The organism is Cyanobium sp. ATX-6F1 (assembly GCF_047395825.1).
Taxonomy (GTDB): domain Bacteria; phylum Cyanobacteriota; class Cyanobacteriia; order PCC-6307; family Cyanobiaceae; genus ATX-6F1.
Window position 1 is genome coordinate 363825 of the sequence record NZ_JBCEBF010000003.1, and the last position, 24675, is coordinate 388499.

Sequence of the window (24675 nt, forward strand, 5' to 3'; positions counted from 1 at the left end):
CATGCCTTGGCACCTGCTGCCGTTGCTACCGCTGGGCATCCTGGCGGGTCTGCTCTCTGGGGTGCTGGGCATCGGCGGCGGTCTGGTGTTCTCGCCGCTGCTGCTGATGTTGGGCCTGGATCCCCACCAGGCCATGGCCACGAGCACCCTGGCCATCGTCCCCACCACCCTGGCGGGCACCTGGGCCCACCTGCGCAGCCGCAGCCTTCCCCTGGGGCCGGGGATGGCCATCGGCGCAGGCGCCCTGGTCACCGGCGTGCTGTTCAGCCACGTGGGCCGCGTGCTCAGCGGCTGGCAACTGCTGGCCCTGCAGGCGCTGATGTACCTGGTGGTGGCGTTCTCGATCCAGCCGAAGGGGGCACGGCCCGACCCTGAACACGAACTCCAGCTCCCCCGGGGGGCCACCCCTCTGGGGCCTGGGGGCGGTGGGCGTGGTGACGGGGTTTGCCGGGGGGATGCTGGGGGTGGGCGGCGGCCTGGTGATGGTGCCGCTGATGGTGCGGGCGCTGAAGCTGCCGATTCATCTGGCGATCCGCCTCAGCACCCTGGCCGTGTTCTGCGCGTCCGCCGCCGCCTCACCGGCCTTCCTGGCCGATGGCCGGGGTGAACTGGTCACCGCCCTGTTGCTGGGGGGATGGCTGCGGTTGGTTCCCAGTGGTCGGCGTCCCGGCTCAACCGGGTGAGTGAGGGGCAGCTGGTGTGGATGCTGCGGCTGGTGGCGATCAGCCTGGCGGTGGACAGCTGCCGAAGGGCGTCGATCCTGTTGCTGGCCGCTTGAGGCCTGGGCCCGGTGGTGGTGCGGCCAGCCTGGTTCATGGGTTGGCGTCCAGGGGCTTCCAGAATTCCTGATCCAACTCGTAACCGAGCACGGCGGCCATCTGGGCCAGGTTCGCCCGAGTGGCGATGCCCTGGCGGGCACCCCAGGCCTCGAGCTGAAACAGCCGGTGGGTGATCCAGAGCTCCAGACTCTCCGGGGCGAAGCGCAACCCCTCGCTGGGACTGAAGCCATGGGGCAGCAGCATCGCCACATGGCGGGCCAGCTGGCCGCCGCCGCGCTCCAGCACCAGGGGTAACCAGGGGTAAAGGGCATCCGCCCGCAGGCTCCAGAGCCTCAGCTCAGGGATCTCGGAGCGCTCCCGGGGATCGCCCTCCTGCAGGGGCCAATTGAATTCAAGTTCCAGCACCGGTCCGAGGCCCAGCAGATCCGCCGCCCCCAGCTCCGCCCAGGGGGCCAGTGGGGCCAGATCAAGGTTTCGGATCACCACGGGATCGAGCTGGATCAAGGTGGGGAGGGAAACCGGCAAGGTGCGGGGCTCATCGCTGCGAGCGGACCCTAAGGGGCCCTGAGCGGGGATGGCGCTCGGGCCATCAAGAGCTGTGACAGCAACAGCCCTGGCGATGAACTTCTCGCTCTGAGCCAGGACAATGGCCAGGACAAAATCAACTTGCCAAGGGTCATGATCTCCTCGATTACCCAGGCCGAAATTCTGATTGCCCTTGTGGTGGCTGCCCACGCCGGCGTGCTCGCCGTGCGCCTGGCGGTGAGTCTCTACAAGGCCTGATCCCGCAGCCAGCGGGTCGGATCCCTTGGCACATCGATCAAGCTCTGCTACAAGCAGGGTCGATCGGAGCGCCAGCGTTGACCAGCACACCCGTTCGCGCCGCGAGTCGCTCATCCCAGCGGCCTAAAGGGGGACGCCAGTCATCCCGGGTTGAGTCCGCCAAGGCGTCAGGTCCACGGGCGGTGCCCTTGCATGCGCTGCCCGCCTTTGGAGACGTGGCCCTCAGCCCCCAGGCCACAGGCGAGCGAGTGGCCGCCTGTGGCCTCTCCAGCGAGCGACGGGAACTGCTCTGCAGCGTGATCGGATTGTCCGTGAAGCTGGGACTGTCCTGCGTGGTGGTGGTCAGCCTTTTCCGCATCGCCGGCGCCTACCAGGAACGCCTGGATCGCAACGGTGAGCTCTCCGCCATTCTTGACATTGAGAACGCCAAACTCACCAAGGCCCAGGAGCGTTTCGACAGCCTGTTTGCCACCAATGGTGAACAGCGCCTGATCGGCGAGCAGAACCAGTGGATCGCCCCCAACCGTCTGCGGGTGGTCTGGCAGCAGCTCCAACGGAGCCCATTTCCGTCTGTTGAGCACGTTCCCGGCCAGGCCGGGAAGGCCACCCTGCGTCCTTAGGTTGAGGCTTCCGTCACTGTCACGGTTGCCATGCCCGCCGAGCCATCGACCAGCCCCTCCACGGCCGCAGCCAGCGGCGGGGGCGATGCCGGCAACGTTCTCATCACAGGCACCACTTCAGGGGTGGGCCTCAACGCTGTCAAGGCCCTGGTGGATCGGGGTTGGACGGTGGTCACCGCCAACCGCGACCCGGTCCGTGCAGCGGCGGCAGCCAACGCCCTGGGCATCTCGCCCGAGCACCTCCATCACCTGCGCATTGACCTGGGCGACCTCAACAGCGTGCGGATCGGTGTCGAAGCCCTGGTGAATTCCCTGGGGTTTCCCCTCGACGCCCTGGTGATCAACGCGGCGGTCTACAAGCCCCAACTCAAGGAGGCAGAACGCTCGCCCCAGGGCTATGAGATCTCGATGGCCACCAATCACTTCGGCCATTTCCTGCTCATCCAGATGCTGCTCGAAGAGCTCGAGCGCTCAAGCCACCCCTCCCGGCGCGTGGTGATTCTGGGAACGGTGACGGCCAACTCCAAGGAGCTCGGGGGCAAGATCCCGATCCCCGCCCCTGCCGATCTCGGCGATCTCTCCGGCTTTGAGAAGGGCTTCAGGGCGCCGATCGCGATGGCCAACGGCCAACCCTTCAAGCCCGGCAAGGCCTACAAGGACAGCAAGCTCTGCAACATGATCACCACCCAGGAGCTGCACCGCCGGCTGCACGACTCCACGGGAATCGTGTTCAGCTCGCTCTACCCAGGCTGCGTTGCCGACACGCCTCTGTTCCGCAACACCCCGCGGCTGTTCCAGAAGATCTTCCCCTGGTTTCAGAAGAACATCACCGGCGGCTACATCACCCAGGCCCTGGCCGGGGAGCGGGTGGCCCAGGTGGTGGCCGATCCCGAGTTTGCTGTTTCTGGGGCCCACTGGAGCTGGGGCAACCGCCAGAAGAAAGGGGGCAAGCAATTCCTCCAGGAGCTCTCCGAAAAAGCCAGCGATCCCCGCACCGCCCAGCGCACCTGGGCTCTTTCGATGAAGCTGGTGGGCTGGCCTGAGCCGGCCCCTCCCTTGCCTTTGCCTCTGGGGGATTCAGTCGAATCCCAGCAGGTCAAAGATGTCGCGGTCCTTCAGTGATTCAGCCTCCAGAGGCTCGACGTCGTTGAGCATCTTGCTGGCCAGGCTCAGGTATTCCTGCTGCACCGCATCCACCTCCGGGCTGCTTTCCATTTCGAAGATGGTGCATTTCTTCAGCCGCGAACGGCGGATGGCGTCCACGGTCTTGAAGTGGGCCATGGTGCGCAGGCCAGTGCGCTCGTTGAACTTGTCGATCTGATCGGTCTCCTCGGAGCGGTTGGCGATCACGCCGCCGAGGCGCACCTTGTAGTTCTTGGCCTTGGCATTGATCGCCTGCATGATCCGGTTCATCGCAAAGATCGAATCGAAATCATTGGCGGTCACGATCAGGCAGTAGTTGGCGTGCTGGAGAGGAGCGGCGAAGCCACCGCAGACCACATCGCCCAGCACATCGAAGATCACCACATCGGTGTCTTCCAGCAGATGGTGCTCCTTGAGCAGCTTCACGGTCTGCCCGGTGACGTAGCCGCCACAGCCGGTGCCGGCCGGCGGACCCCCGACTCGACGCACATCACCCCGTTGTAGCCCTCAAACACGAAGTCTTCAGGTCGCAGTTCCTCGGTGTGAAAGTCCACGGTTTCGAGGATGTCGATCACCGTGGGCACCATCTTCTTGGTGAGGGTGAAGGTGGAATCGTGCTTGGGATCACAGCCGATCTGCAGCACCCGTTTACCCAGCTTCGAGAAAGCGGCTGACAGGTTCGACGAGGTGGTGGATTTGCCGATGCCGCCCTTGCCGTAGACGGCGATCACCAGGGCACCTTCCTCGATGGCCATGCCGGGCTCCTGATGCACCTGCAGGCTGCCTTCCCCGTCTTCCCGGGGGTTGCTGGGGCCGGTGGTCGCAGGCGGAATGAGTGTGGAGGTCATGGGGTAACGAATGGGGAAGGAAGGCCGACAACCCGGCGGATCACTCGTAAGCGAACAGCCTGATCAAGGCAGATCGCGGTTGTCGGGGGAACACGCAAACCGACACATCGGCGGCGTTGAAGGGATCAGCGGCTGAATTGGATCAGCGGCTGAAGTGGGCCTTGGCGTCGTAGAGGGTTTCGGCATCGATCAACGCCAGACCCCGCTCTCTGGCAAAGGCTTCGGTGTTCTTACGAACTTTGCCCCGCACGAAGAAGGGGATCTTTGCCAGCTCCGCCTCCCCGTCCGGCATCCAGCTGGGCTCTCCGGGCACCGTTGGCGGCGCCTGGATCGCCACCGCCGTGGCCGTGGTCGCCTCCCGCTCGAGGCCTGGCGCGGCGGCATCCCCAGGGGGGCTGATCCACCGCGGGGGCCATCGAGGGTGCCCCATCCCCCAGGTGGCTGCGGTGGCCGTCCACGAACTCGAAGTCGTGGCGGAACATCCCGATCAGATGCTCCTCCAGCCCCATCATCAGCGGGTGCACCCAGGAATCGAAAATCACGTTGGCCCCCTCCCAGCCCATCTGGGGGGCGTAGCGGGCCGGCACGTCCTGGACGTGCAGCGGAGAGCTGATCACCGCGCAGGGCAGGCCGAGCCGCTTGGCACTGTGGCGCTCCATCTGGGTGCCGAGCACCAGCTCAGCGGCCGCCTCACCCATGGCCTTCTCCACCGCCAGGTAGTCGTCGGTGATCAGGGCCTCCAGGCCGAGTTCGGCCGCGGCGGCCCGCACCTCCCGGGCCTGCTCGCGGCTGTAGCTGCCCAGCCCCACCACCTGGAAGCCGAGTTCCCTCGAAGCGATCCGGGCGGCGGCGATGGCATGGGTGGCATCGGCGAAAATGAACACCCGCTTGCCGGTGAGGTAGGTGGAGTCGACGGAGCGGGAGTACCAGGGCAGCCTGGACCTTCGTTCGGCCTCACTCGGACGGCCATCGGTGGCCTGAAGCTCGGCCGGAAGTTCAAGGTCGAGAACGGCATGCAGCTCCCGCAGGAAATCGGCAGTGGCACCGATGCCGATCGGCACCGTGCGCACCACCGGCAGGCCGAAGCTGCGCTCCAGCCAGCTGCAAGCCGGCCCCGCCACCTCCGGGTAGAGGCAGACGTTGGCATCGGCGCTGGGTAGGCGAATCAGATCCGCGGGCCGGGCCCCCAGCGGCGCCACCACGGCCACATCAATGCCGTGCTGCCCCAGCAGACGGGTGATCTCCAGCACGTCGTCGCGGCAGCGGAAGCCCAGCAGGCTGGGACCCAGCAGGTTGACCCGGGGCCGGCGGCCCTCCGCGCGCCAGCGGGAGGGGAGGGTTTGGCCGTACCCGGCGGGGGCATCTGGTCTTTCAGCAGGGTGCGCACCAGCTGGTAGAAGGTCTCGGCCGCCCCCCAGTTCTCCTTCTTGGAGTAGGCCGGCAATTCCAGACTCACCATCGGCACGCCCAAGTTCATGCCGGCGGCCAGGGCGCCGGGCTGGTCCTGGATCAGCTCAGCGGTGCAGCTCTCGCCCACCAGCAGCGCCTCCGGGCGGAAACGGGCCACCGCCTCCCGGATCGAGCGCTGCACCAGCTCGGCGGTGTCACCACCGAGGTCGCGGGCCTGAAAGGTGGTGTAGGTGACGGGAGGTCGCCGTCCCCGCCGCTCGATCATCGTGAACAGCAGATCGGCATAGGTGTCGCCCTGGGGGGCATGGAGTACGTAGTGCACCCCCTCCATCGAAGTGGCGATGCGCATCGCGCCCACGTGGGGGGGCCTTCGTAGGTCCAGAGGGTGAGTTCCATGGGGACGTCAGGAGAGCTGCAGCAGAGCACGGCGCCGCAAGGGCCGGGCGAAGAGTTCGGCCAGGTCGCCGGCCTGGTCACAACCATGGATTGGGCTGAACACCAGCTCGATCGACCACTTGGTGGCGATGCCTTCGGCCTCAAGCGGATTGGCCAGCCCCAGACCACAGAGCACCAGGTCGGGACGGGCGGCCCGTACCCGCTCCAGTTGCCGGTCCACATCCTGCCCCTCGCTGAGTTGGGTGCCGGCGGGAAGCAGGGCCAGATCGGCCGCCATCAGCAGGCGATCAAGGTAGGGGGTCCCCACCTCCACCAGCTCCATGCCGCATTCGCGGGCCAGAAAGCGGGCCAGGGGAATCTCCATCTGGGAATCCGGCAGCAGGAACAAGCGCTTGCCTGCGAGCACCTGCCGATGGGGCTCGAGGGCCCGGCGGCCCCGCTCCACCAGGGGATCGAGCACCTCAACAAAGCGGGCGGAAGGCACCCCGAAGGCCCCAGCAGCAGCCGCCATCCAGTCGCGGCTGCCTTCCACGCCGAAGGGGTAGGGCGCCTGCAGCAGGGTGGCTCCCCGGTGCTGAAGAGCCCGGGCCGTAGCGCTCAGAAAGGGCTGGGCCAGCAGCACCCGGGTTCCCTTGCCCACGGGCGGCAGGTCGGTGGAACGCCGCGGCGGCAGGCAGCGGACTGTGGTGATGCCCATCCGCTCGAAGATGAGCCGGAAGCGATCCTCCACCGCATCGGCCAGGGTGCCGACGATCAGCAGCTGCTCCTCGTCGCTGCTGGCCATCAGGGGCATCATCGCCAGCAGGGCGTTGTCTTCCCCCTGGGTGAAGGTGGTCTCGATGCCGCTGCCGGAATAGTTGAGCACCCGCACCCGGCCGAGCAGCTGGGCGGACAGCCGTTCGGCCGCCTTGGCCAGATCAAGCTTGATCACCTCACTGGGGCAGGAGCCCACCAGGAAGAGAGTGCGGATCTCGGGCCGGCGTTCCAGCAGATCCTTCACCAGACGGTCGAGTTCCTCGTTGGCATCGGCCAGGCCCGCCAGGTCGCGTTCACCGAGGATCGCCGTGCCGAAGCGCGGCTCGGCGAAGATCATCACGCCGGCGGCCGATTGGACCAGGTGGGCGCAGGTGCGGGAGCCCACCACCAGGAAGAACGCGTCGGGCATGCGGCGGTGCAGCCAAACAATCGAGGTGAGACCGCAGAACACCTCCCGCTGGCCGCTCTCCTTGAGCAGCTCGGGGGGCGGCAGCTGAGCCGGAGACACGCTCATCGGCGTGACCTTCCATGGGGGAGAGAGCGTTCACAACTAAGGGAGCACGGGGCCATTCGGTTCAAGGTTCTCGTTGTCTTCGGAATCAGTTGAGTGAATTTAAGGCGACGGAGGCATGCTGCCGTTCCTTATGACGCAGCCAACGCCAGAACAACCCGCTGCAGATCAGAGCGGCCACCAACCCCACCAGGGTGGAGCCGAGCATCAGGCGGCTGGTCAACGCCCAGCCCAGGGACATTGGATCTGGATGGGAGAGGATGTCCCCCCGGGCCAAGCGGGGCCAGGCCCCAGCAACAGGCTGCCCACCTGAAAATTGAGGAAGTAGATCGGCAGCGAAGTGAACGGGTTGCTGACCCAGGTGCCCGCCGCCGCCAGCAGATGGTTGCCGCGCACCAGGCTCGCCAGGGCGATGCCGAGCAGGGTCTGCAGACCGAAGAAGGGGAAACAACCGATGAAGACCCCGGCCGCCAGGCCGCGGGTGCGCTGGCCGCGGCTGCCCTCCTGACGCCACAGCCAGAGCAGCAGTCGCCTGGCCTTCCAGAGCCACACCTTGGCCGGCAGGTGCCGCCTGAACCGTGACCGGCGCCGCCCAGGTCTCATCCGGGCAGGATCACGCGGTCGATCACATGCACGATGCCGTTGTCGCAGACGATGTCGGCGGACACCACCGTGGCGTTCTTGACCTCGAAGGGTTCAGCGCGGCGAATCGGCACAGGTGCGCCCTCAAGGCTCTCCCACTCGGGCTGATCGATCAACTCCGCGCGCGTGTGCGCCCCAGAGAGAACGTGAAATTTCAAGATCCGAGCCAGTTGGGGCACGTTATCCACCAGCGTCTGCACCGTGCCCGGAGGCAGGGCGGCGAAGGCCTCGTCGACGGGGGCGAACACCGTGAAGGGACCGGGGCTCTCAAGGGCACCGGTGAGACCCGCCACTTCAACGGCGGTGAGCAGGGTGCCGAAGCAGCCGGCTCCCTTGGCGGTTTCGATGATGTTGGCCATGGGGGGATCTCCTAGCGGTAGTCCTGGGTCTGGATCTGGGGCAAGCGTGCCTCGGGCCGAATGAAACGGTCCATCTGAGCCTCGAAAAACTTCCGGTTCGCCATCAGGTGCTCCGGATCGGTGTCGTCGAGGGGGTAGAGCAGCGCACAGCGCAGGGCCTGGATCACCGCAGAGGTGACGTTGTACATGGAGCGCTGGAAGGTGACACCCAGCTGGATCAGGATGTCGGCCTCACCGCGCTTGTGCTGGTCGTAGAGCTCCGTGAGGTAGGGCGGCAGGAAATGCAGCATGTCCTGCATCAGCAGCGTGGGGGGATGCCCGCCGAGCCCACGGGGAAGACATCGGCATAGAGGATGCCGTAGTGGAAGTCGGCCTGCACTTCGGGCACCTGGCCGGCCTGGGCGTTGTAGCTCTTGGTGCCCCGGAACGGCGCCGTGCGGTAGAAGACGGCCTCCACATAGGGAAGGGCCGCCTCATACAGCCAGGTGAACCCTTCAGATTTGGGAATGATCTCGAACATCTCCTCGCCGATGTACACATGGTGGTAAATCGGCCGGCCGGCCACGGCGAAGATGCCGTTGACGAGGAAGTCCATGGCGTCGGGCACCCCTTTGAATCCACCTTCGTCGTAGATGTCGCTCATCTCGAAGAAGACCGGGGCCATCACCTCCCAGAACAAGCCCAGGTTGGCGTAGTAACTCATTTTGCGAACCTGCTCCAGGAACATCTCCGGGAACAAGGCATGCAGCCCGAGCATCAGGGGATTGCCCTTGAAGTAGGCCTTGATCGCCCGGTCGGCGTTGGCCTTGTAGACGTCGGTTTCGAGGTAGTCGTAGAAGCGGCCACCCATGCCCTGGTGCCACAGCATGGCCTCCATGCAGGCCTCGGCGAACTCCATGTTGATGCGGTCGTGCCACAAATGGTGGAGAAGTTTGGACATCGGGCGGGTCTCGCCCTTGGCCATGAACTCCAGCAGCTCGGGGTGGGCCGTGGCTGGACCCCGCCAGATGCGCAGCTTGGAATCGTCGCCGGCGTAGGAGTTGGGCAGATCCAGATACTCCTGGGTGGGGAAGTACTTGAAGGCCGGCAGGGGATCAAGGAACACCCGCTCGGCGATGTAGAGCAGGTCGCGCCAGTAGAAGTCCATCGGCACGGCATAGGCCTTGTAGATGCCGATGATCTGCATCAGGTTTTCCGGCGTGTCCGGCAACATCGAACCGCCGGCCTCCAGCCGATGGATCACCTCGGCGTAGGGATGCTGCGAAGGAGGGATCAGGGGCGGACGGGTGGTGGTTTCGGCCGCGGCGGTAGGCGGAGTCATGAGACGGGGACCTCCAGGGGGAAGGTGAGGGTGGCCGAAGCCAGGAAGGTCTGGGCGGGGGAGGGAGGAATCTGCTGGGCCCGCAGGGCCAGGGCTGCCGTACTGCTTTCACTCCAGCCCACCAGGGAGGTGGGCCAGAGCCCGCCCACCACCACGAGCACGGTGAGCACCATGGCGGGAAGCCGTTCCTGCCAGGTGGTGCTCTGCCAGTCGGCCCGTTCGTTGTCGAGTCGACCGAAGCCCACCCGATTGAACAGGCGCACGGCATAGACGGCCGTGAAGCCCGAGGCCACCAGGCAGATCAGGGTGGCTCTGGGGAAGGCCGTCCAGCTTCCTTCGAACACCAGCAACTCCGCCGGGAAACCGGCCAGGCCGGGGATGCCGGCGGCGGCCATCAGGGCGAGCAGGAGCATGCCCAGGGTGAAGGGCAGGCCCCGGTAAGGATTGAGCAGGCCGGAGAGCTCCGGGATGGAGGTGGTGCCCGTGCGGCGCTCGATCAGCCCCACCGTGGCGAACAGCAGGGCCACGATCAGGCCGTGGGCCAGCACCTGGGCCACGGCCCCCTGCAGACTCATCGGGGTGGCGGCCGCCAGGGCCAACACCAGCAGGCCCATGTGACCGAGGGAGCTGTAGGCCATCAGCCGGCGCATGTCGCGCTGGGCGATGGCGTTGAGGGCGCCGTAGACGGCACTCACCGCTCCGGCGGCAGCGATCCAGGGGGACCAGGCCATCCAGGTATCGGGCAGGAAGCCCACCCCAAAGCGCAGCAGACCGTAGGCACCGAGCTTGGCCACGGCTCCGCCCAGCAGCATCACCACCGGCGTGGGGGCCTCGGCATAGGTGAGGGGCTGCCAGCCATGCAGCGGTACCACCGGCAGCTTCAGGCCGAAGCCGAGCAGCAACAGTCCGAGGATCACGGCGGAGGCCCGGGGGTGATCTCCGCTCGCATCAGGTCGTCGTAGGCGAAGCTGAAGCCGTTGGCGTTGAACCAGCCCAGGGCGAGCACACCGGCCAGGAGACTCAGGCCCGACACCGCGCCATAGATCAGGTAGCGGATTGCCGCGCCGGCCCTCCGTTTTCCTCCCCAGATCGCCACCAGCAGAGTGGTGGGGATCAGCACGAGTTCGAAGGCCAGCACGAACAGCAGGGCGTTGCGGGCCAGGAAGGCGCCCACCACTCCGAGGTTGGTGGCCAGCATCAGCGGGAAGTAGAGCCGCGGACGGAGCTGGTCGGCGGGGAGGCCAGAATGGCCAGGGCGGTGAGCAGGCCGCTCAGCACCACCAGAGGCAGGGAAAGGCCATCCAGACCAAGATCAAAGGAGAGCCCCAGCTTCGGCAGCCAGGCCAGGTGCAGATCCGCCGGGGGTACCACCAGCAGAGCAGGGCCAGCACCAACTGAAGGCCCGGGGCCAGGGCGGCAAGGCTGCGCACCAGCACCGGACGATTCTCCGGCAGCAGCGGCAGCAGCACTCCCGCCAGCAGGGGCAAGGCGACGAGCAGGGGGAGAACCAGGGGTGCCATCAGCGGAGTGGAAGGAAGGGCACGGTGGGCTGGGAGACCAGCAGCCAGGCGGCCATCAGCAGCACGCCCAGCAGCAGGGTGAGGGCATAGGCCTGGGTGCGGCCGGATGTGGTGAAACTGAGTCGGCGGGCCCCCTCCATGGCGGCGCCACCGGTGGCGCCGCTGAATCCGTCCACCAGCCGCTCGTCGGTCCAGGCGCTGAGGCGGGAAAGGGCCACCACGGCGCCCACCACGGTGCGTTGGTAGAAGCGCTCGGTCTGCATGTCATGGGCCAGCCAGTCCTGCAGTCCGCCGAGGATGGTCGGAAGGTGGGCCAGGGGATGGGGACGTAGATAGAAGACCGCTGACAGTCCGCCACCTACCAGGGTGGAGAGCAGCAGGGGCCAGGCCATCGGACCCCAGCCAGGCAGGGGCGTGAGGGCATAGAGGCCGTTGCGCACCAGCAGCTGGGGCAGGTGCAGGGTCACCCCCATCAGCACGACGGTGGGCAGCACCATCAGCCAGAGGGCCTCGGGTGAGCGGGTGGTGAACGGCGATGGGCGGCCGGCCCAGATCAACCCGAACACCCTGATCAGGCCAGCACTGATCAGGGCATTGGTGAGCAACACCAGGCTGCCCAGGAGGATCGGGCGGTCGCTGGCGCTGGTCAGGGCCATCAGCTCGCGCAGGGCGGCGAAGCCTCCGAAGGGAGGCAGGGCGATCAGGCCGGCGGCACCGGTGAGGAAGGCGAGGCCGATCAGGGGCCGGCGGCTCCAGAGGCCACCGAGCTTGGTGAGGTCCTGGGTCACGTTGGTGATCACGATCGTGCCGATCGAGAGCAGCATCAGGGCCATCGGCAGGGGATACACCAACAAAAGGTGATCGGCCGTGTCGATGCCGCCCAGGCCCACCGCCATGAACAGCAGCCCCATCCAGCTGGTCACGAGGAAGGAAAGCGCGCGCTTGACATCGATCTGGGCCAGGGCGATCAGGGCCCCGACCACGGCACTGGTGCCGCCCACCACCACGAGCACTGTCTGCACGAGGGGGCTCAGGGCGATCAGGGGCTGGAGACGCAGCAGCACCCAGGCGCCACCGACCACCACCACGGAATTGCGCAGCACGGTGGAGGGCAGGGGGCTCTCCATCGCCTCATCGAGCCAGAGGTGCAGGGGGATCTGGGCACATTTGCCCATCGGCCCGGCGATCAGGGCCAGCAGGATCAGGGTGACGCCGGCAGGAAGTTCGTCGGGGTTCTGCCCCGCGGCCCAGGTGGCCAGGCCATGGAAATTCCAGGTGCCGGTCACCGGCAGGATGGCGATCAGCCCAGCCAGCAGGATCAGGTCGCCGATCCGCTTGGTGAGGAAGGCATCGCGGGCTCCTTTCACCACCAGGGGCTGGTTGTACCAGGTGCCCACGATCAGGTACGTGCCCAGCGTGAGCAGCTCGAGGATCACGTAGCTGAAGAACAGGGAATCGGTGAGCACCAGGGCGCAGAGGCCGGCCTCGAAGAAGCTGAGGCTGCCGAAGAAGCGCGGCCAGCCCCAATCCATCTCCATGTAGCCGATCGCGAAGATCTGAGTGAGCACGTGCAGGCCCGTGATCACCGTCATCGCGATCAGGGCGGGCTCAGTGATGATGCCCTCGAACCCGATCGAAAGGCCGGCGGTCGAAAGCCAGGTCCAGCCGAAGGTGAGGGGTTTGTAGAGGGCGCTCGGCCCCGCTGCCGCATTCGAGAGCAGACCCATCAGGGCGAGCACGCTGTGGACGAAGGCCACGCTCACCATCAGCAGGTTGAGGTAGCCGCAGGGCGTGGCCCCGTGCGCCAGATCAGGCCGGGCGACCAGGCCGAAGAGGCCACGGCGGCCAGCAACGGGTAGAGGGGAATCAGCCAGGCCGTCTCAGTGAAAAAGACGGTCATCAAGGGAGCCAGCGAAGGTCACCGCATTCGGTGGTGCGGAACACTAATTACGGCGTCGAGTGTTTGGGTGGGAAGGGGCAACGGCGTTGCCTATCGGTCAACCAAGTTCTGATTATCCCCCGCCTGGTTAGGGTCCGGCGCGACCTTTGCGAACTGCCATCAGCCCATGGCCTCCCCCACGGTGCTGATCAGCCTTCTCGCCCTGCTGCTTGCGGTCGTGGTGGCCAGGCGTCTGCAGGGCCTGCTGGGCAGCGCCGCCCTGCCGGCGATCCTGCTGGAACTCACGGTCGGCTTCCTGCTGGGCAACACCGTGCTCTCCTACGAGCGCCTCAACGGGGTGTCGGGCATCGCGGAGCTGGGGGTGATCAGCCTGTTCTTTCTGGTCGGCCTGGAAACCAGAGGCGATCTGCTGGCCGATCACCGCACTGACATCCTGCGCACGGTGCTGATCAGCAGCCTGGCGCCGCTGCTGTTCTTCGTGCCGGTGAGGGCCCTCACCGGCGCCAGCACCGCCCAGGTGCTGCTGTTCCTGGCGGTGGTGGCCGCCACCGGCACTGGCGTGACCCTGCGCACCCTTCGCAGCCTGGGGGCGATGGCCACTCCCTCGGCGCGGCTGCTGGTGGGTGTTTCGGTGCTGGATGATCTTCCGGCGGTGGGCCTCCTGGCCCTGGCCACCTTCGTGGCGGGGCGATCCGGAGAAGGCACCAGCGGAGCAGGCGCGCTGGCCGCGAGCGGCCCCTTCGCCAGCGGCGGACTGGGCTGGATCGCCCTGGGCCTGGCGCTGGCCGGCCTCTGCTACGGGCTGGTGAAGGTCTTCGTGCAGCGCTGCGGCCCCAGGAGGCTGGGCCCGTTTGCCCTGGTGTTGCTGATGATCGCCAGCGCCGCAGCGGGGGAGACGTTCGGACTCACCGGCCTCCTTGGGGCCCTGTTCGGAGGGATGCTGCTGGCTCGGCTCAGCCCGCCCGATGCCGCCGTGGAGGACAACCTGGTGGTGTTCTCCGATGTGTTCGTGCCGCTCTACTTCGTGACCGTGGGCATGCGGGTGGAAGCTGGAATCACTGCTGAGCCCGGCGGCCTGGCAACTGGCGGGCCTGCTGATCGCCATGGCCCTGATTAGCAAGCTTCTCTGTTGGTATGGGATCGGAAAAGCGGCCCGCTCCCAGGGCGTTGACCCCTGGACGGTGGTGTTCGGCCTGATCCCCCGCGGTCTGCCCGGCCTGGTGTTCGCCGGCGCTGCTCTCAAGGCCGGCTTGATCGATGACAACGCCTTTTCGGCGCTGGTGATCATGGTGACCAGCACCACCGTGCTGGGGCTGTTGCTTTTGAATCGCCGCGTTCAGAGTCTGCGGCGGAAGGCGTCGCCGTAGGAACTGCGCTCGGCGTCAGCGTTGCTGCGGCTCAGCTTCCAGACATTGCGGCTGAGGCGGCGGGCCACCAGGCCTGCCCGCTCCACAAAGCCCGATCCGGGCCTTGCCCCCAGCAGCAGGCTCACCTCGGCCGTGCTCAAGGGGGCGCCGGTACGAATGGCCAGGTCGGTGAGTTCCAGGCGTTGGCGCAGGGCCGCTGAATCCAGCTGGCCCCCATCGCCACCGTCATTCCAGACCAGGGGCGCCTCGCTGGCGTTGGCCCCCAGACGCTGCATCAACCCCAGACCGATGAAGGCGAGGGCCTGCTCTGGCTTGACGCCCTGGTCCACGGCCTGGGCAATCCAGTCGGAGAAAGTGATGCTCTCGGCCTCGGAGCGGAGTGGCTGGGTCGGGGTGGTGCGTTTCGTGGCCACGGCGGGTTCCACAGGGTGCCTGGGCGGAAGGTACCCGCTTCTGCCGGTGGCGCAAGGGGCCGCCCCCAGCCGGTCGAGAGCAACCTGGGGTCACCCCACCAGCTGGCGGCGCCGGGCCCGCCTCAGCCAGCTGGCCACGCTCTGGTCGCGGTCGGCGAACTTCTGCAGGTAGATGCGCTCAGCGAGGGAAACGGGGTGGTCGTTGCCGATGCGCTCGATGATCGCCTGCAGGCGCAGGCGGGTGGCGGACGTGAGCATGAAACAGACGCCGTAGATGAACCTTGATAGCGACGACCCCAGGCGCCGTCGTGTCGATGGGTACCTTTTGCTCGCCGGCGTCTGGGGTTCCCAACGGGGCGCAAGTTAAGATCGCCTCCAGCTCCTCGCCCATGGCCTGACGAGCGGCCATCCCAGCCCCCGGAGCCATGGATCGTCTCTCCAGCCTCGACGACCCCCTACGGAGGCGACGACCCGGTTCACTCAGCGGCGGCACGCCGATCACCGGCACCCAGATCGACATCGAGTCCAGCGGTCCGAGCTGCGTCACCATCACCACCGACAGCGAAGGCCACCGCCTCGCCAACAGCAGCGGTGCGGTGCAGTCGATCCAGCTGCGCACCTACGTCTTCATCGACTCCCTGCAGCCCCAACTGGCCGCCTACATGGGCACGGTGTCCCAAGGGTTCCTGCCGATCCCCGGTGACGCCTGCCTCTGGTTGGAGGTGTCCCCCGGCATGGCCGTGCACCGTGTCACCGACATCGCCCTCAAGGCCAGCACCGTGCGCCTGGGACAGATGGTGGTGGAGCGCGCCTTTGGCTCCCTGGCGCTTTACCACCGCGACCAGAGCAACGTCCGCCACTCCGGCCAGGTGGTGCTGGAGGCGATCGGCAGCAGCATCGATCGCCGCAACAACTGCCACGTCAGCTGGACGGAGATCATCCGGGCGATCACCCCCGACCATGCGGTGCTGATCAACCGTCAGAACCGCCGCGGTTCGATGATCCAGGCCGGGATGAGCATGTTCATCCTTGAGACCGAACCCGCCGGCTACGTGCTGATCGCCGCCAATGACGCCGAGAAGGCGGCCAACATCACCGTCGTCGACGTCAAGGCCGTCGGAGCCTTCGGCCGACTCATCCTCGCCGGCCGTGAAGGAGATGTGGAGGAGGCGGCAGCGGCGGCCATGCGCGCCGTGGCCCAGATCAACGCCTGAGCGGAACGTCCAATAACTCCAGGAGCGCTGGGGCCAGGGCCCGGGCAGCCTTGCCACGGCTGCCGAGCCGGTCCTTCTGGTAGCTGGACATCTGGGCATAGGTCAGCCCCGCCTCGCGCACCCGGAACAGCGGGTCGTAGCCACCGCCCTCACCCCGGGGCGCCGTGAGGATCTCGCCACGACAGACCCCCTGGGCCTCGAGCACCGTGGTGCCGGAGGGATCGGCCAGGGCCATGGCGCTGTTGAAGCTGGCGCTGCGGTAGGGGGTATCGCCCAGGTCCCGCAGCAACCGCGCCAGGCGTTCGGCATCGCTGGAGGCGTAGCGGGCGGAATAGAGCCCCGGGGCACCGCCCAGTGCATCCACCTCCAGGCCTGAGTCGTCCGCCAGGGCCCACTGGCCCGTGAGCCGGGCCACGGTTTCGGCCTTCAGCCGGGCGTTCTCCCCGTAGCTGGCACCGGTTTCCTCGATCTCCAGGCCCTCGGGCTGGGGGCGCACATCGAGCTGGAGGCCTTCAAGCATGGCGCCGATCTCCGCCACCTTGTGGGGGTTGCCGCTGGCGATCACCAGCACCGGCCGGGGGGCCGAGCGATCAGCGAACACACCCAAGGACAACCGAATCATGCAATAGCCATTCTCCGCCACGACCTCCCAGTTGAACGGCTGCAAGGGCCGAAGGAATGGCCGAGACCCACAGTCCGACCGTCCAGAGGCCGAGTCACTTGGAGCAGTCACGATGGGCGTTCCGTCGACCAGCCGAAGATCGACGGAATCGCCGATGGCGCCATGGAGCCCTCAGGGCCCTTGCTTTTCGCCACGGCCCTGGCCCGGATTCCAGCGCTGCCCGTAGGCTGCGCCAGACGCTGAAACCCTCGAGCGGGCTGCGATGGACACCAGCCTGGTTCTGCAGAATCTGCTCTCGCCGCCGGTTCTGTTCTTCTTTCTCGGTGTGCTGGCGGTGCTCCTGGGCTCAGACCTGGACATCCCCTCGCCGCTGCCCAAGCTCTTCTCTCTTTACCTGTTGCTGGCGATCGGCTTCAAGGGAGGCCTGGAACTTCAGCACAGTGGCCTGGCCGGCCAGGTGCTGCCCACGATCAGCGCGGCCGTGCTGATGTCGCTGGCGGTGCCGCTGCTGACCTTCCTGGTGCTGCGCACACGCCTGGACACCTTCAACGCCGCCGCGATTGCCGCCACCTACGGCTCGATCAGCGCCGTGACCTTCATCACCGCCCAGAGCTTCCTCGGGGTGCTGGGGGTGGGCTTCGACGGTTTCATGGTTGCCGCCCTGGCCCTGATGGAATCGCCGGCGATCATCATCGGCCTGCTGCTGGTGAAGCTGGCCGGGCCCCAGCAACGGCCTGGGGGCGGAGAGATGCCCTGGAGCTCCGTGCTCCGTGAGGCGTTCCTGAACAGCTCGGTCTTCCTGCTGGTGGGCAGCCTGGTGATCGGATTTTTGGTGGCTCAGTACAGCCCCAGCGGTGTGGCCAAGATGGAGCCCTTCACCGACAAGCTCTTCTACGGCGCCCTGAGCTTCTTTCTGCTCGACATGGGCATCGTTGCCGCCCAACGGCTGGCGGAGCTGCGCAAGGCGGGCGCCTTCCTGATCGGCTTCGCCCTGCTCTGCCCACCGGTCAATGCCCTGGTCGGGCTCGGCATCGCCCTGCTGCTGGGGCTGTCCCAGGGCAACGCCCTGCTCTTCATGGTCCTCTGTGCCAGCGCCTCCTACATCGCCGTGCCGGCGGCCATGCGCATGACGGTGCCGGAGGCCAACCCAAGCCTCTATATCTCCACCTCATTGGGGCTGACCTTCCCCTTCAACATCGTGGTAGGCATTCCTGCCTACATGGCGATCGTCCAACGCCTGATCCCCGCCACCTGATAGCCATGAAACGCATCGACCTGATCTTCAGCGAACGGGAACTCGACAAGATCTGCAGCGCCATCGACCGGGCCGGTGCCCCGGGCTACTCGGTGATGCGTCACGTCACCGGCCGTGGCCCCAATGGAGAGGTGTCGGAGGGCATGGACTTCAGCAGCCTCGGAGCCAACGCCCACGTGATCGTCTTCTGTGAGCACGACGTGCTCGACAAATTGCGCACCAGCGTGAGGCCGATCCTCAACTACTACGGCGGCGTGGCTTTCGTGGGCGACGCAGAAAGCTTCTGAGCTGTGGGACCCAAGGCCTTCCTGCAGGGCCTTCTTGGGGAAATGACCAGAGCGGCCCAACAGGAAAACCAACGTTTTGTGACGCACTGATCAGACGCACTTATTGATGCCAGCACGGACCGTGATGACTCGGCATACCAAAAATCCTTGACGGGGGGTAAGCCGCCGACCATGGTGACGAACGAACATTCCACCCCCTCTTCCAGGAGTAGGCAATGGCTAACGAAATCATGGGCATCGCCCTCGGCATGATCGAAACCCGGGGGCTCGTCCCGGCCATCGAGGCGGCTGACGCCATGACCAAGGCTGCAGAAGTGCGCCTGATCGGCCGCGAATTCGTTGGCGGCGGCTACGTCACCGTGCTGGTGCGCGGTGAAACCGGCGCCGTCAACGCCGCCGTCCGCGCCGGCGCTGACGCTTGTGAGCGCGTTGGTGACGGCCTGGTGGCCGCCCACATCATCGCCCGCCCCCATCGCGAGGTGGAACCGGCTCTGGGGAGCAGCAGCAACTTTCTCGGTCAGAAGGACTGAGGACTGAGGCGAAGCTGACGAAGCGCCCATTCCTTTAATCCATTCCCAACCGACCCAACTGGAGATCTCCCTATGAGCAAGAAGTACGACGCAGGAGTCAAGGAGTACCGCGACACCTACTGGACTCCTGATTACATCCCCCTCGACACCGACCTGCTGGCCTGCTTCAAGGTCACCGGCCAGGAAGGTGTACCCAGGGAAGAAGTGGCCGCCGCCGTGGCCGCTGAATCTTCCACGGGCACTTGGTCCACCGTGTGGTCCGAGCTGCTCACCGACCTCGACTTCTACAAAGGTCGTTGCTACCGGATCGAAGAAGTCCCTGGCGACAAGGAGTCGTTCTACGCCTTCATCGCCTACCCGCTCGATCTGTTCGAGGAAGGCTCGATCACCAACGTGCTGACCTCCCTGGTCGGCAACGTGTTCGGCTTCAAGGCCCTGCGCCACCTGCGCCTGGAGGACATCCGCTTCCCGATGGCCTTCATCAAGACCTGCCCGGGTCCCCCGAACGGCATCTGCGTCGAACGTGACCGGATGAACAAGTATGGCCGTCCCCTGCTGGGCTGCACCATCAAGCCCAAGCTGGGCTTGTCGGGCAAGAACTACGGGCGGGTGGTCTACGAATGCCTCCGCGGTGGTCTCGACTTCACCAAGGACGACGAGAACATCAACTCCCAGCCGTTCCAGCGCTGGCAGAACCGCTTCGAGTTCGTGGCCGAAGCCGTGCAGCTCGCCCAGGAGGAAACCGGCGAGAAGAAGGGGCACTACCTCAACTGCACCGCCGCCACTCCCGAGGAGATGTATGAGCGGGCCGAGTTCGCCAAGGAACTCAATCAGCCGATCATCATGCACGACTACATCACTGGTGGCTTCACGGCCAACACCGGTCTGTCGAAGTGGTGCCGGAAGAACGGCATGCTGCTCCACATTCACCGTGCCATGCACGCGGTGATCGACCGTCACCCCAAGCACGGCATCCACTTCCGTGTGCTGGCCAAGTGTCTGCGCCTCTCCGGTGGTGACCAGCTCCACACCGGCACCGTGGTGGGCAAGCTCGAAGGTGACCGTCAGACCACGCTCGGCTTCATCGACCAGCTGCGTGAATCCTTCGTTCCCGAAGACCGCAGCCGCGGCAACTTCTTCGACCAGGACTGGGGTTCGATGCCCGGCGTCTTCGCCGTGGCTTCCGGTGGCATCCACGTGTGGCACATGCCCGCACTGGTGGCGATCTTCGGCGACGATTCCGTGCTGCAGTTCGGTGGTGGCACCCACGGCCACCCCTGGGGCTCCGCGGCTGGAGCTGCCGCCAACCGCGTGGCCCTCGAAGCCTGCGTCAAGGCCCGCAATGCCGGCCGTGAGATCGAGAAGGAAAGCCGCGACATCCTCATGGAAGCTGCGAAGCACAGCCCCGAACTGGCGATCGCCCTTGAAACCTGGAAGGAGATCAAGTTCGAGTTCGACACCGTCGACAAACTCGACGTCACCGCCTGATCGTCTGAGCTGAAGGAGAGAGGCCGGGTTCTCTGGCTCCTCTCCCTTGCCGCAGCGGCCCGGGTCGTTTCCCACCAACCTTCATTCCCACCATCCCCATGCCCTTCAAGAGCACCGTGGGTGACTACCAAACAGTCGCCACCCTGGAGACCTTCGGCTTCCTCCCGCCGATGTCCCAGGACGAGATCTACGACCAGATCGCCTACATCATTGCCCAGGGTTGGAGTCCCCTGGTCGAGCACGTTCACCCCAGCCGTTCGATGGCGACCTACTGGTCGTACTGGAAGCTCCCCTTCTTCGGTGAGAAAGATCTCGGTGTGATCGTCAACGAGCTCGAGTCCTGCCATCGGGCCTACCCCGACCACCACGTGCGTCTTGTGGGCTATGACGCCTACACCCAGAGTCAGGGTTCCTGCTTCGTGGTTTTCGAAGCACGCTGAACCCCAGTGGTCCCGGCTTCGGTCGGGACCACTGTTATTGATGACAATCGCGATCCCGTAGCCACGGTGTCGACATCCAGTCCAGGGGATCGCTGAAACGACCCCCGGAGTTGGAGCAACCACGACTTTTCTTCATCGGGCGGATATGGCAACTCAATCCAGTCGCGAAGCGGCCCTTGCTCGCCGGTTGGCGCTCTCCAACTCCGGCAAGAGCGCCGAAAAGCGTTTCTCCAGCAGCCCCGACCGGGTACGCAGTGGCTCGGAAACCCGGGCGAGCCGGACCCAGGCGGCCGCCGCGGTCGCTCCCCAACCCGCTGCCCAGGCCAGCCCTCCGCCCAACGCCGCTCCCCGGGCAAGGGCCTGGAGCGATGCCCCGAGAACCATCAAGCGCAGCCCGCTCTCCAACCCCAGCCGTGACCTGGCCCTGGCACGCCGAGAGGCCCTGAGCAAGAAAGGAAAACGCGCCGACAGGAGCCTTGATCGCACCCGCAGCGAGCAGGCCAGGGCCGCCAAGCCCCCTGCGGCTGCCCCTGTCCAGCAGAAGGCCAGCGCGCCCCAGGACAGCCTCTTCCAAGATCGCTCCGCGACGGTTCCAAGCCGCACCACCAGCCCCAGCCGTTCCTCGGGCAAGCGGGCCCTGTCCCAGCACAACCCCAGCCGAGCCCTTGTGCTGGCACGACGGGACGCTCTCTCGAAACATGGCAAGTCAGCCAACACCGGCACGGTGAGCGGCGGGGCCGCCATGCGTCAGGCCAATCCCGAGATGAACAGCCGGGAACTGTCCCACCGCATCCGCGACCTCAGGAGCAAGACCGGCGCCTCGGCGATCGCCCGCAACACCGGTGGCAGTTGCCGTCCCTGCGGCCCTCGCCGCGGCAAGAACCCCGAGGCAACGGCCGCCCCCGCCCAGGACGCCCCCTGGAAGGTGGGCGCGAGCGAAACCGGTCGCGGTCAGGTGGTGACCGGCACCCAGGCCAACCGCTCCGAGAAGACCACCGGCAACGAAGCCAGCACCTGCCGCACGATCACCGGTACCGAATACCTCGGCGCCGAAATCTTCCGCAGCTTCTGCCAGAGCGATCCAGCCCCCAACCAGCCCGCCAAGGTGCGCATCAGCGCCACCAGCCACGGCAACCGGGTCACCGGCAATGAGGTGGGGCGCTCGGAAAAGGTCACCGGCGATGAGCCCGGCACCTGCAAGACCGTCACCGGCACCGAATACCTCTCCCCCAACCAGGCCGCCACCTGGTGCGGCAGCAAGACCGCGAGCAACCCCTCCCCCGGAAGGTGGGAGTGGCCCAGACCGTGGGAGGGCGCAAGGTCTCCGGCGTACTCGTCGGCCGATCCGAGCGGGTCACCGGTGATGAGCACGGAGCCGGGATTCAACCCACAGGCACCCAGTACGTCAGCAACGACTCGCTCGCCACGCCGGGCCAGGCCCCTGCCAAGGTTGGCGAGGCCCTGACCCTGAGAGGTACGGGTGTCACCGGCACCCTGGTCGGTCGCTCCGACAAGGTCACGGGGAATGAGCCCGGCACCTGCAAGCTCGTGACCGGCGACGAGTACATCGGCAGCCAGCAGTACGACCACTACTGCGGCAGCCAGCCCGCACCGGAAGCCGCCAAGGTGGGCTTCAGCATCACCAACAAGGCCCAGGTGGTCTCGGGTACCCGCACCGGACGTTCCGCCAGCGTCACCGGCGATGAAGCCGGCACCTGCAAGTCGGTCACCGGCACCCCCTACGCCGGCCTGGATCAGGCGGGCGACTGGTGCAGCAGTGACGATCTGCGCGCCATCCGCCAACGCACCCCGGCCCGTGCCGGCACCCCCGGGGCCCGCATGAGCGGCATCCAGCCGGGGATCGGTGGGGTCATGACCGGCGCAGCCAAGGGAGCCTGTGAAAGCATCACCGGCACCCCCTACATCGGTGGCGACCAGTTCGCCTCAGCCTGCGGCACAGCTGCGGCCGCCCTGGCCGCCCAGGAACCGGATTTCCCCCAACCACTGGACACCCCGGCCGCCTGGCAGCGATTCAGCGTGCAGTCCCCCGCCCAGGCGGCCCATCACAACCAGCAACGGAGCAGCTCCGTCACCGGCACCCGCTACGAAACCAGCGCGAAGATCACCGGCCCTTTTGATCTGGCCGGTGACACTGTCACCGGCACCGAACAGTTCCGCTTTGATCGTCGCCCCAGCACCATCGAGGCCAGCCCAAGCCACGCCCCGGTGAGCGTCGATGAGGATGTGCGCCCTGTGTCGCGCGTCACCGGTGAAGGCATCTCGGCCGGCTTGAAGATCACCGGCGACGACTGGGATCGCGGTGAACGGGTCACGGGTACCGAAGGGGTCTCCGCACGCCGTCGCAACCCCACCCGCATCGGTTCGATGGCGGCGATGGCGCCCCATCAGCGCAAGCGCAACGAGGATCTGCCCCGCCCCACCAGCCCGGTCACCGGATCCAGCGGCAACTACGACCAGGGTTCGTTGATCACCGTCTCCGGAGGCGCCCGAGGTTGATGCCACGTCGCCCTGCGACAGCCCCACGGCCCATGGCCCCCACGGCGCCCCGCCGCAGGCCCACGCCACTGGGGCCAGAGGCCCTCGCTCGAGAGTCGATCGTCGCCAAAGCGGTCAGCGACCCATCCTTCGCCGCCCCCGCCAGAGCCTGGCGGGGGAGCCTCCATCCGCTCAGCGACGGGCGGAGCAATGCCCTGCTGCAGTCCTACGAGGCACGGGTGCAGACCGCCTTTGAGCGCATCGTTCCAGTGCTCAAGGAGATCTCCGCCCTGCAGCACGAGAGCGATTTCGTCGCCCTGGCCCAGCGACTGGCCCAGGCGAGCCTCGGCTTTCCGTTGCCGGTCCAGATTCTGGAGAAGGCCTGGGTCAGCCAGCTGGACATGCGCACCCTGTTCGCCTGGTGCGTGTTCGAGACCTACCGCTCCGTGAGCGATGGTTTCTTCGCTGACGATCCCCTCCATGGCCGTGATGGCACGGCATTCAACGCCGAGCTGATCGCCGATGGCTTTCACCTGCTGGACATCACCCCCTGCTCCGACGGTCGCCTGGCCCACGCCATCGCCTACGTCCTGCGTCTGCCCTTCAGCTCCGTGCGGCGCCGTTCCCATGCCGGAGCGATGTTCGATGTGGAAAACACGGTGGACCGCTGGGTGAAGACCGAGCACCTGCGTTTCCGCGAAGCACGTCCCAATGGGGCCCACGAACCCACCCACTACCTGAAGGTGGTGCTCTATCACTTCAGTTCCCGCGACCCTCACCACGAGGGCTGTGCGGCCCACGGCAGCGACGACAGCGCCGCCGCCGCCTCGGGCCTGCGGCGCCTCAACGATTTCCGTGAGGCGGTCGAGAACAGTTTCTGCTGCGGGGCCTCGGTGGATCTGCTGCTGATCGGCCTGGACACCGACACCGATGCGATCCGGGTTCACGTGCCCAGCCTCGATGGCCACACCGATCTGACCAACTGGCTCGATGCCCGCAGCGTCTACGACGACACCGCAAAGCTCGGGGCCCAGGAGGGTCGTCAACGGATCCTCACGCTGGTGGAGCAGGCGGCAGCGGGTCCGAGTGATCCCGGCATGGTGCGGCTGATCGCCAGGTTGCTCGAGAACAACCTCTCCCAGATCGACTACGTGCGCCAGTACCACGGCGGCAGCTACGGCCAGGCGGGTCATGCCGAACGCTTCATCGGCGTGGGCATCGGTTTCAAGGAAATCCACCTGCGCAACCTCACCTACTTCGCCTACATGGACACCGTGGAGGAGGGGGCACCAGACCTGGATGTGGGGGTGAAGATCTTCCGCGGCCTCAACGTCTCGCGGGGGTTGCCGATCCCGGTGGTGATTCGCTTTGACTACCACGGCAGCGTGCCCGGGGCCCGGGATCGGGCCATCGGCCACTGCCAACGGGTGCGTTCCGCCATCGAGTCGCGCTACGAGACGCTCTGCCACGACGGGCTGCTGCACACCCTGTTGACGGTGCGCGACCGGGACCGTCACAGCCCGGCGGAGACCGTCGGCTCATCGATCTCCTTCGACGCCGAGGAGGTCCACTGAC

Annotated in this window: 27 protein-coding genes and 6 pseudogenes; 16 read left to right on the forward strand and 17 right to left on the reverse strand. The window is 66.5% G+C overall.

The window, feature by feature from the left end:
• Position 1: 1 nt before the first annotated feature.
• The 3 genes and pseudogenes from AAF143_RS13475 to AAF143_RS13485 all read left to right on the forward strand — a co-directional run.
• Positions 2 to 355, forward strand: a pseudogene (locus AAF143_RS13475) (TSUP family transporter); the annotation flags it as partial.
• A 70-nt stretch (positions 356 to 425) separates the two neighbouring features.
• Complete coding sequence (locus tag AAF143_RS13480) at positions 426 to 683, forward strand: TSUP family transporter (protein ID WP_414027185.1); 258 nt, start codon at positions 426 to 428, stop codon at positions 681 to 683.
• Positions 635 to 778 (forward strand): hypothetical protein, encoded by a 144-nt coding sequence (locus AAF143_RS13485; RefSeq protein ID WP_414027541.1) that lies wholly within the window; start codon positions 635 to 637, stop codon positions 776 to 778. Before AAF143_RS13480 ends, AAF143_RS13485 begins: the two co-directional genes overlap by 49 nt.
• Positions 779 to 812: 34 nt before the next feature.
• Here AAF143_RS13485 and AAF143_RS13490 read toward each other — a convergent pair whose 3' ends face one another.
• On the reverse strand, positions 813 to 1304 hold the full coding sequence (locus AAF143_RS13490) for a CRR6 family NdhI maturation factor (protein WP_255006187.1): 492 nt from the start codon (positions 1302 to 1304) through the stop codon (positions 813 to 815).
• 153 nt (positions 1305 to 1457) lie between these two features.
• Between AAF143_RS13490 and psaM the strand changes: the two genes are divergently transcribed.
• From psaM to AAF143_RS13505, 3 genes are all read left to right on the forward strand, one after another.
• On the forward strand, positions 1458 to 1562 hold the full coding sequence (gene psaM / locus AAF143_RS13495; protein ID WP_255006189.1) for a photosystem I reaction center subunit XII: 105 nt from the start codon (positions 1458 to 1460) through the stop codon (positions 1560 to 1562).
• Positions 1563 to 1744: 182 nt separating this feature from the next.
• On the forward strand, positions 1745 to 2182 hold the full coding sequence (locus AAF143_RS13500) for a hypothetical protein (protein WP_255006191.1): 438 nt from the start codon (positions 1745 to 1747) through the stop codon (positions 2180 to 2182).
• Positions 2183 to 2212: 30 nt separating this feature from the next.
• Positions 2213 to 3304 carry a protochlorophyllide reductase gene (locus AAF143_RS13505; RefSeq protein ID WP_255006193.1) on the forward strand — a complete coding sequence of 364 codons (1092 nt, stop codon included), beginning with the start codon at positions 2213 to 2215 and terminating at the stop codon, positions 3302 to 3304.
• Here the strand turns inward: AAF143_RS13505 and bchL are convergent.
• The 13 genes and pseudogenes from bchL to AAF143_RS13570 all read right to left on the reverse strand — a co-directional run bounded on the left by bchL (position 3260) and on the right by AAF143_RS13570 (position 12988).
• Positions 3260 to 4173 (reverse strand): annotated as a pseudogene (gene bchL / locus AAF143_RS13510) (ferredoxin:protochlorophyllide reductase (ATP-dependent) iron-sulfur ATP-binding protein). The gene AAF143_RS13505 and the pseudogene bchL overlap by 45 nt on opposite strands.
• A gap of 142 nt (positions 4174 to 4315) precedes the next feature.
• Positions 4316 to 4474, reverse strand: a pseudogene (locus tag AAF143_RS13515) (hypothetical protein); the annotation flags it as partial.
• 122 nt (positions 4475 to 4596) lie between these two features.
• A pseudogene (gene bchB, locus AAF143_RS13520) lies at positions 4597 to 5979 on the reverse strand (ferredoxin:protochlorophyllide reductase (ATP-dependent) subunit B); the annotation flags it as partial.
• Between the two features lie 7 nt (positions 5980 to 5986).
• Positions 5987 to 7228, reverse strand: a complete 1242-nt coding sequence (locus AAF143_RS13525; protein WP_255007108.1) for a ferredoxin:protochlorophyllide reductase (ATP-dependent) subunit N — start codon at positions 7226 to 7228, stop codon at positions 5987 to 5989.
• A gap of 106 nt (positions 7229 to 7334) precedes the next feature.
• Positions 7335 to 7469, reverse strand: a complete 135-nt coding sequence (locus AAF143_RS13530; protein ID WP_414027186.1) for a hypothetical protein — start codon at positions 7467 to 7469, stop codon at positions 7335 to 7337.
• Positions 7466 to 7849: a DUF2062 domain-containing protein gene (locus AAF143_RS13535; protein ID WP_414027187.1), complete on the reverse strand. Its 384-nt coding sequence runs from the start codon at positions 7847 to 7849 to the stop codon at positions 7466 to 7468. The genes AAF143_RS13530 and AAF143_RS13535 overlap by 4 nt, the downstream gene beginning before the upstream one ends.
• Complete coding sequence (locus AAF143_RS13540; protein WP_255006203.1) at positions 7846 to 8247, reverse strand: fasciclin domain-containing protein; 402 nt, start codon at positions 8245 to 8247, stop codon at positions 7846 to 7848. The genes AAF143_RS13535 and AAF143_RS13540 overlap by 4 nt, the downstream gene beginning before the upstream one ends.
• A gap of 11 nt (positions 8248 to 8258) precedes the next feature.
• Positions 8259 to 9568: pseudogene (locus AAF143_RS13545) on the reverse strand (CO2 hydration protein).
• Positions 9565 to 10485 carry a proton-conducting transporter membrane subunit gene (locus AAF143_RS13550; protein WP_414027188.1) on the reverse strand — a complete coding sequence of 307 codons (921 nt, stop codon included), beginning with the start codon at positions 10483 to 10485 and terminating at the stop codon, positions 9565 to 9567. The pseudogene AAF143_RS13545 and the gene AAF143_RS13550 overlap by 4 nt, the downstream one beginning before the upstream one ends.
• Entirely contained in the window at positions 10482 to 10766 is a 285-nt protein-coding gene (locus AAF143_RS13555) for a proton-conducting transporter membrane subunit (protein ID WP_414027189.1), read from the reverse strand. The genes AAF143_RS13550 and AAF143_RS13555 overlap by 4 nt, the downstream gene beginning before the upstream one ends.
• Positions 10767 to 10839: 73 nt before the next feature.
• The gene (locus AAF143_RS13560; RefSeq protein ID WP_414027190.1) at positions 10840 to 11088 is read right to left on the reverse strand and encodes a hypothetical protein; all 249 of its coding nucleotides are present in this window, start codon (positions 11086 to 11088) and stop codon (positions 10840 to 10842) included.
• Positions 11088 to 12845 carry a proton-conducting transporter membrane subunit gene (locus AAF143_RS13565; RefSeq protein WP_414027191.1) on the reverse strand — a complete coding sequence of 586 codons (1758 nt, stop codon included), beginning with the start codon at positions 12843 to 12845 and terminating at the stop codon, positions 11088 to 11090. Before AAF143_RS13565 ends, AAF143_RS13560 begins: the two co-directional genes overlap by 1 nt.
• An 8-nt stretch (positions 12846 to 12853) precedes the next feature.
• Positions 12854 to 12988: a hypothetical protein gene (locus AAF143_RS13570; protein ID WP_414027192.1), complete on the reverse strand. Its 135-nt coding sequence runs from the start codon at positions 12986 to 12988 to the stop codon at positions 12854 to 12856.
• 166 nt (positions 12989 to 13154) lie between these two features.
• On the opposite strand from AAF143_RS13570, the gene AAF143_RS13575 reads away from it, so the two are divergent.
• Positions 13155 to 14105 carry a cation:proton antiporter gene (locus AAF143_RS13575; protein ID WP_414027193.1) on the forward strand — a complete coding sequence of 317 codons (951 nt, stop codon included), beginning with the start codon at positions 13155 to 13157 and terminating at the stop codon, positions 14103 to 14105.
• The gene (locus tag AAF143_RS13580) at positions 14092 to 14355 is read left to right on the forward strand and encodes a hypothetical protein (RefSeq protein ID WP_414027194.1); all 264 of its coding nucleotides are present in this window, start codon (positions 14092 to 14094) and stop codon (positions 14353 to 14355) included. The genes AAF143_RS13575 and AAF143_RS13580 overlap by 14 nt, the downstream gene beginning before the upstream one ends.
• On the opposite strand, the gene AAF143_RS13585 is transcribed toward AAF143_RS13580, so the two are convergent.
• Both AAF143_RS13585 and AAF143_RS13590 read right to left on the reverse strand, forming a co-directional pair.
• On the reverse strand, positions 14325 to 14768 hold the full coding sequence (locus tag AAF143_RS13585) for a hypothetical protein (RefSeq protein ID WP_409995602.1): 444 nt from the start codon (positions 14766 to 14768) through the stop codon (positions 14325 to 14327). The genes AAF143_RS13580 and AAF143_RS13585 overlap by 31 nt on opposite strands.
• A gap of 90 nt (positions 14769 to 14858) precedes the next feature.
• A complete protein-coding gene (locus AAF143_RS13590; RefSeq protein ID WP_255006209.1) occupies positions 14859 to 15026 on the reverse strand; it encodes a hypothetical protein in 168 nt (55 codons plus the stop codon).
• A gap of 167 nt (positions 15027 to 15193) precedes the next feature.
• Here AAF143_RS13590 and AAF143_RS13595 point away from each other — a divergent pair, with 167 nt between their 5' ends.
• On the forward strand, positions 15194 to 15982 hold the full coding sequence (locus AAF143_RS13595) for a BMC domain-containing protein (RefSeq protein WP_255006211.1): 789 nt from the start codon (positions 15194 to 15196) through the stop codon (positions 15980 to 15982).
• Here the strand turns inward: AAF143_RS13595 and rdgB are convergent.
• The gene (rdgB, locus tag AAF143_RS13600) at positions 15972 to 16589 is read right to left on the reverse strand and encodes an RdgB/HAM1 family non-canonical purine NTP pyrophosphatase (RefSeq protein ID WP_414027195.1); all 618 of its coding nucleotides are present in this window, start codon (positions 16587 to 16589) and stop codon (positions 15972 to 15974) included. The two genes, AAF143_RS13595 and rdgB, sit on opposite strands and share 11 nt — an antisense overlap.
• A gap of 277 nt (positions 16590 to 16866) precedes the next feature.
• Between rdgB and AAF143_RS13605 the strand changes: the two genes are divergently transcribed.
• The 7 genes and pseudogenes from AAF143_RS13605 (at position 16867) to AAF143_RS13635 (ending at position 24674) form a co-directional block, all read left to right on the forward strand.
• Complete coding sequence (locus tag AAF143_RS13605; protein ID WP_255006220.1) at positions 16867 to 17859, forward strand: sodium-dependent bicarbonate transport family permease; 993 nt, start codon at positions 16867 to 16869, stop codon at positions 17857 to 17859.
• Between the two features lie 5 nt (positions 17860 to 17864).
• A complete protein-coding gene (locus tag AAF143_RS13610; RefSeq protein ID WP_255006223.1) occupies positions 17865 to 18146 on the forward strand; it encodes a P-II family nitrogen regulator in 282 nt (93 codons plus the stop codon).
• Between the two features lie 215 nt (positions 18147 to 18361).
• The gene (locus AAF143_RS13615; protein ID WP_255006227.1) at positions 18362 to 18676 is read left to right on the forward strand and encodes a BMC domain-containing protein; all 315 of its coding nucleotides are present in this window, start codon (positions 18362 to 18364) and stop codon (positions 18674 to 18676) included.
• A gap of 72 nt (positions 18677 to 18748) precedes the next feature.
• Entirely contained in the window at positions 18749 to 20164 is a 1416-nt protein-coding gene (locus AAF143_RS13620) for a form I ribulose bisphosphate carboxylase large subunit (RefSeq protein WP_255006229.1), read from the forward strand.
• Positions 20165 to 20262: 98 nt separating this feature from the next.
• On the forward strand, positions 20263 to 20604 hold the full coding sequence (locus AAF143_RS13625) for a ribulose bisphosphate carboxylase small subunit (RefSeq protein ID WP_255006231.1): 342 nt from the start codon (positions 20263 to 20265) through the stop codon (positions 20602 to 20604).
• A 145-nt stretch (positions 20605 to 20749) separates the two neighbouring features.
• Positions 20750 to 23121, forward strand: a pseudogene (locus AAF143_RS13630) (CsoS2 family carboxysome shell protein).
• Positions 23122 to 23153: 32 nt separating this feature from the next.
• The gene (locus tag AAF143_RS13635) at positions 23154 to 24674 is read left to right on the forward strand and encodes a carboxysome shell carbonic anhydrase (RefSeq protein WP_255006243.1); all 1521 of its coding nucleotides are present in this window, start codon (positions 23154 to 23156) and stop codon (positions 24672 to 24674) included.
• The last annotated feature ends 1 nt before the right edge of the window (position 24675 follow it).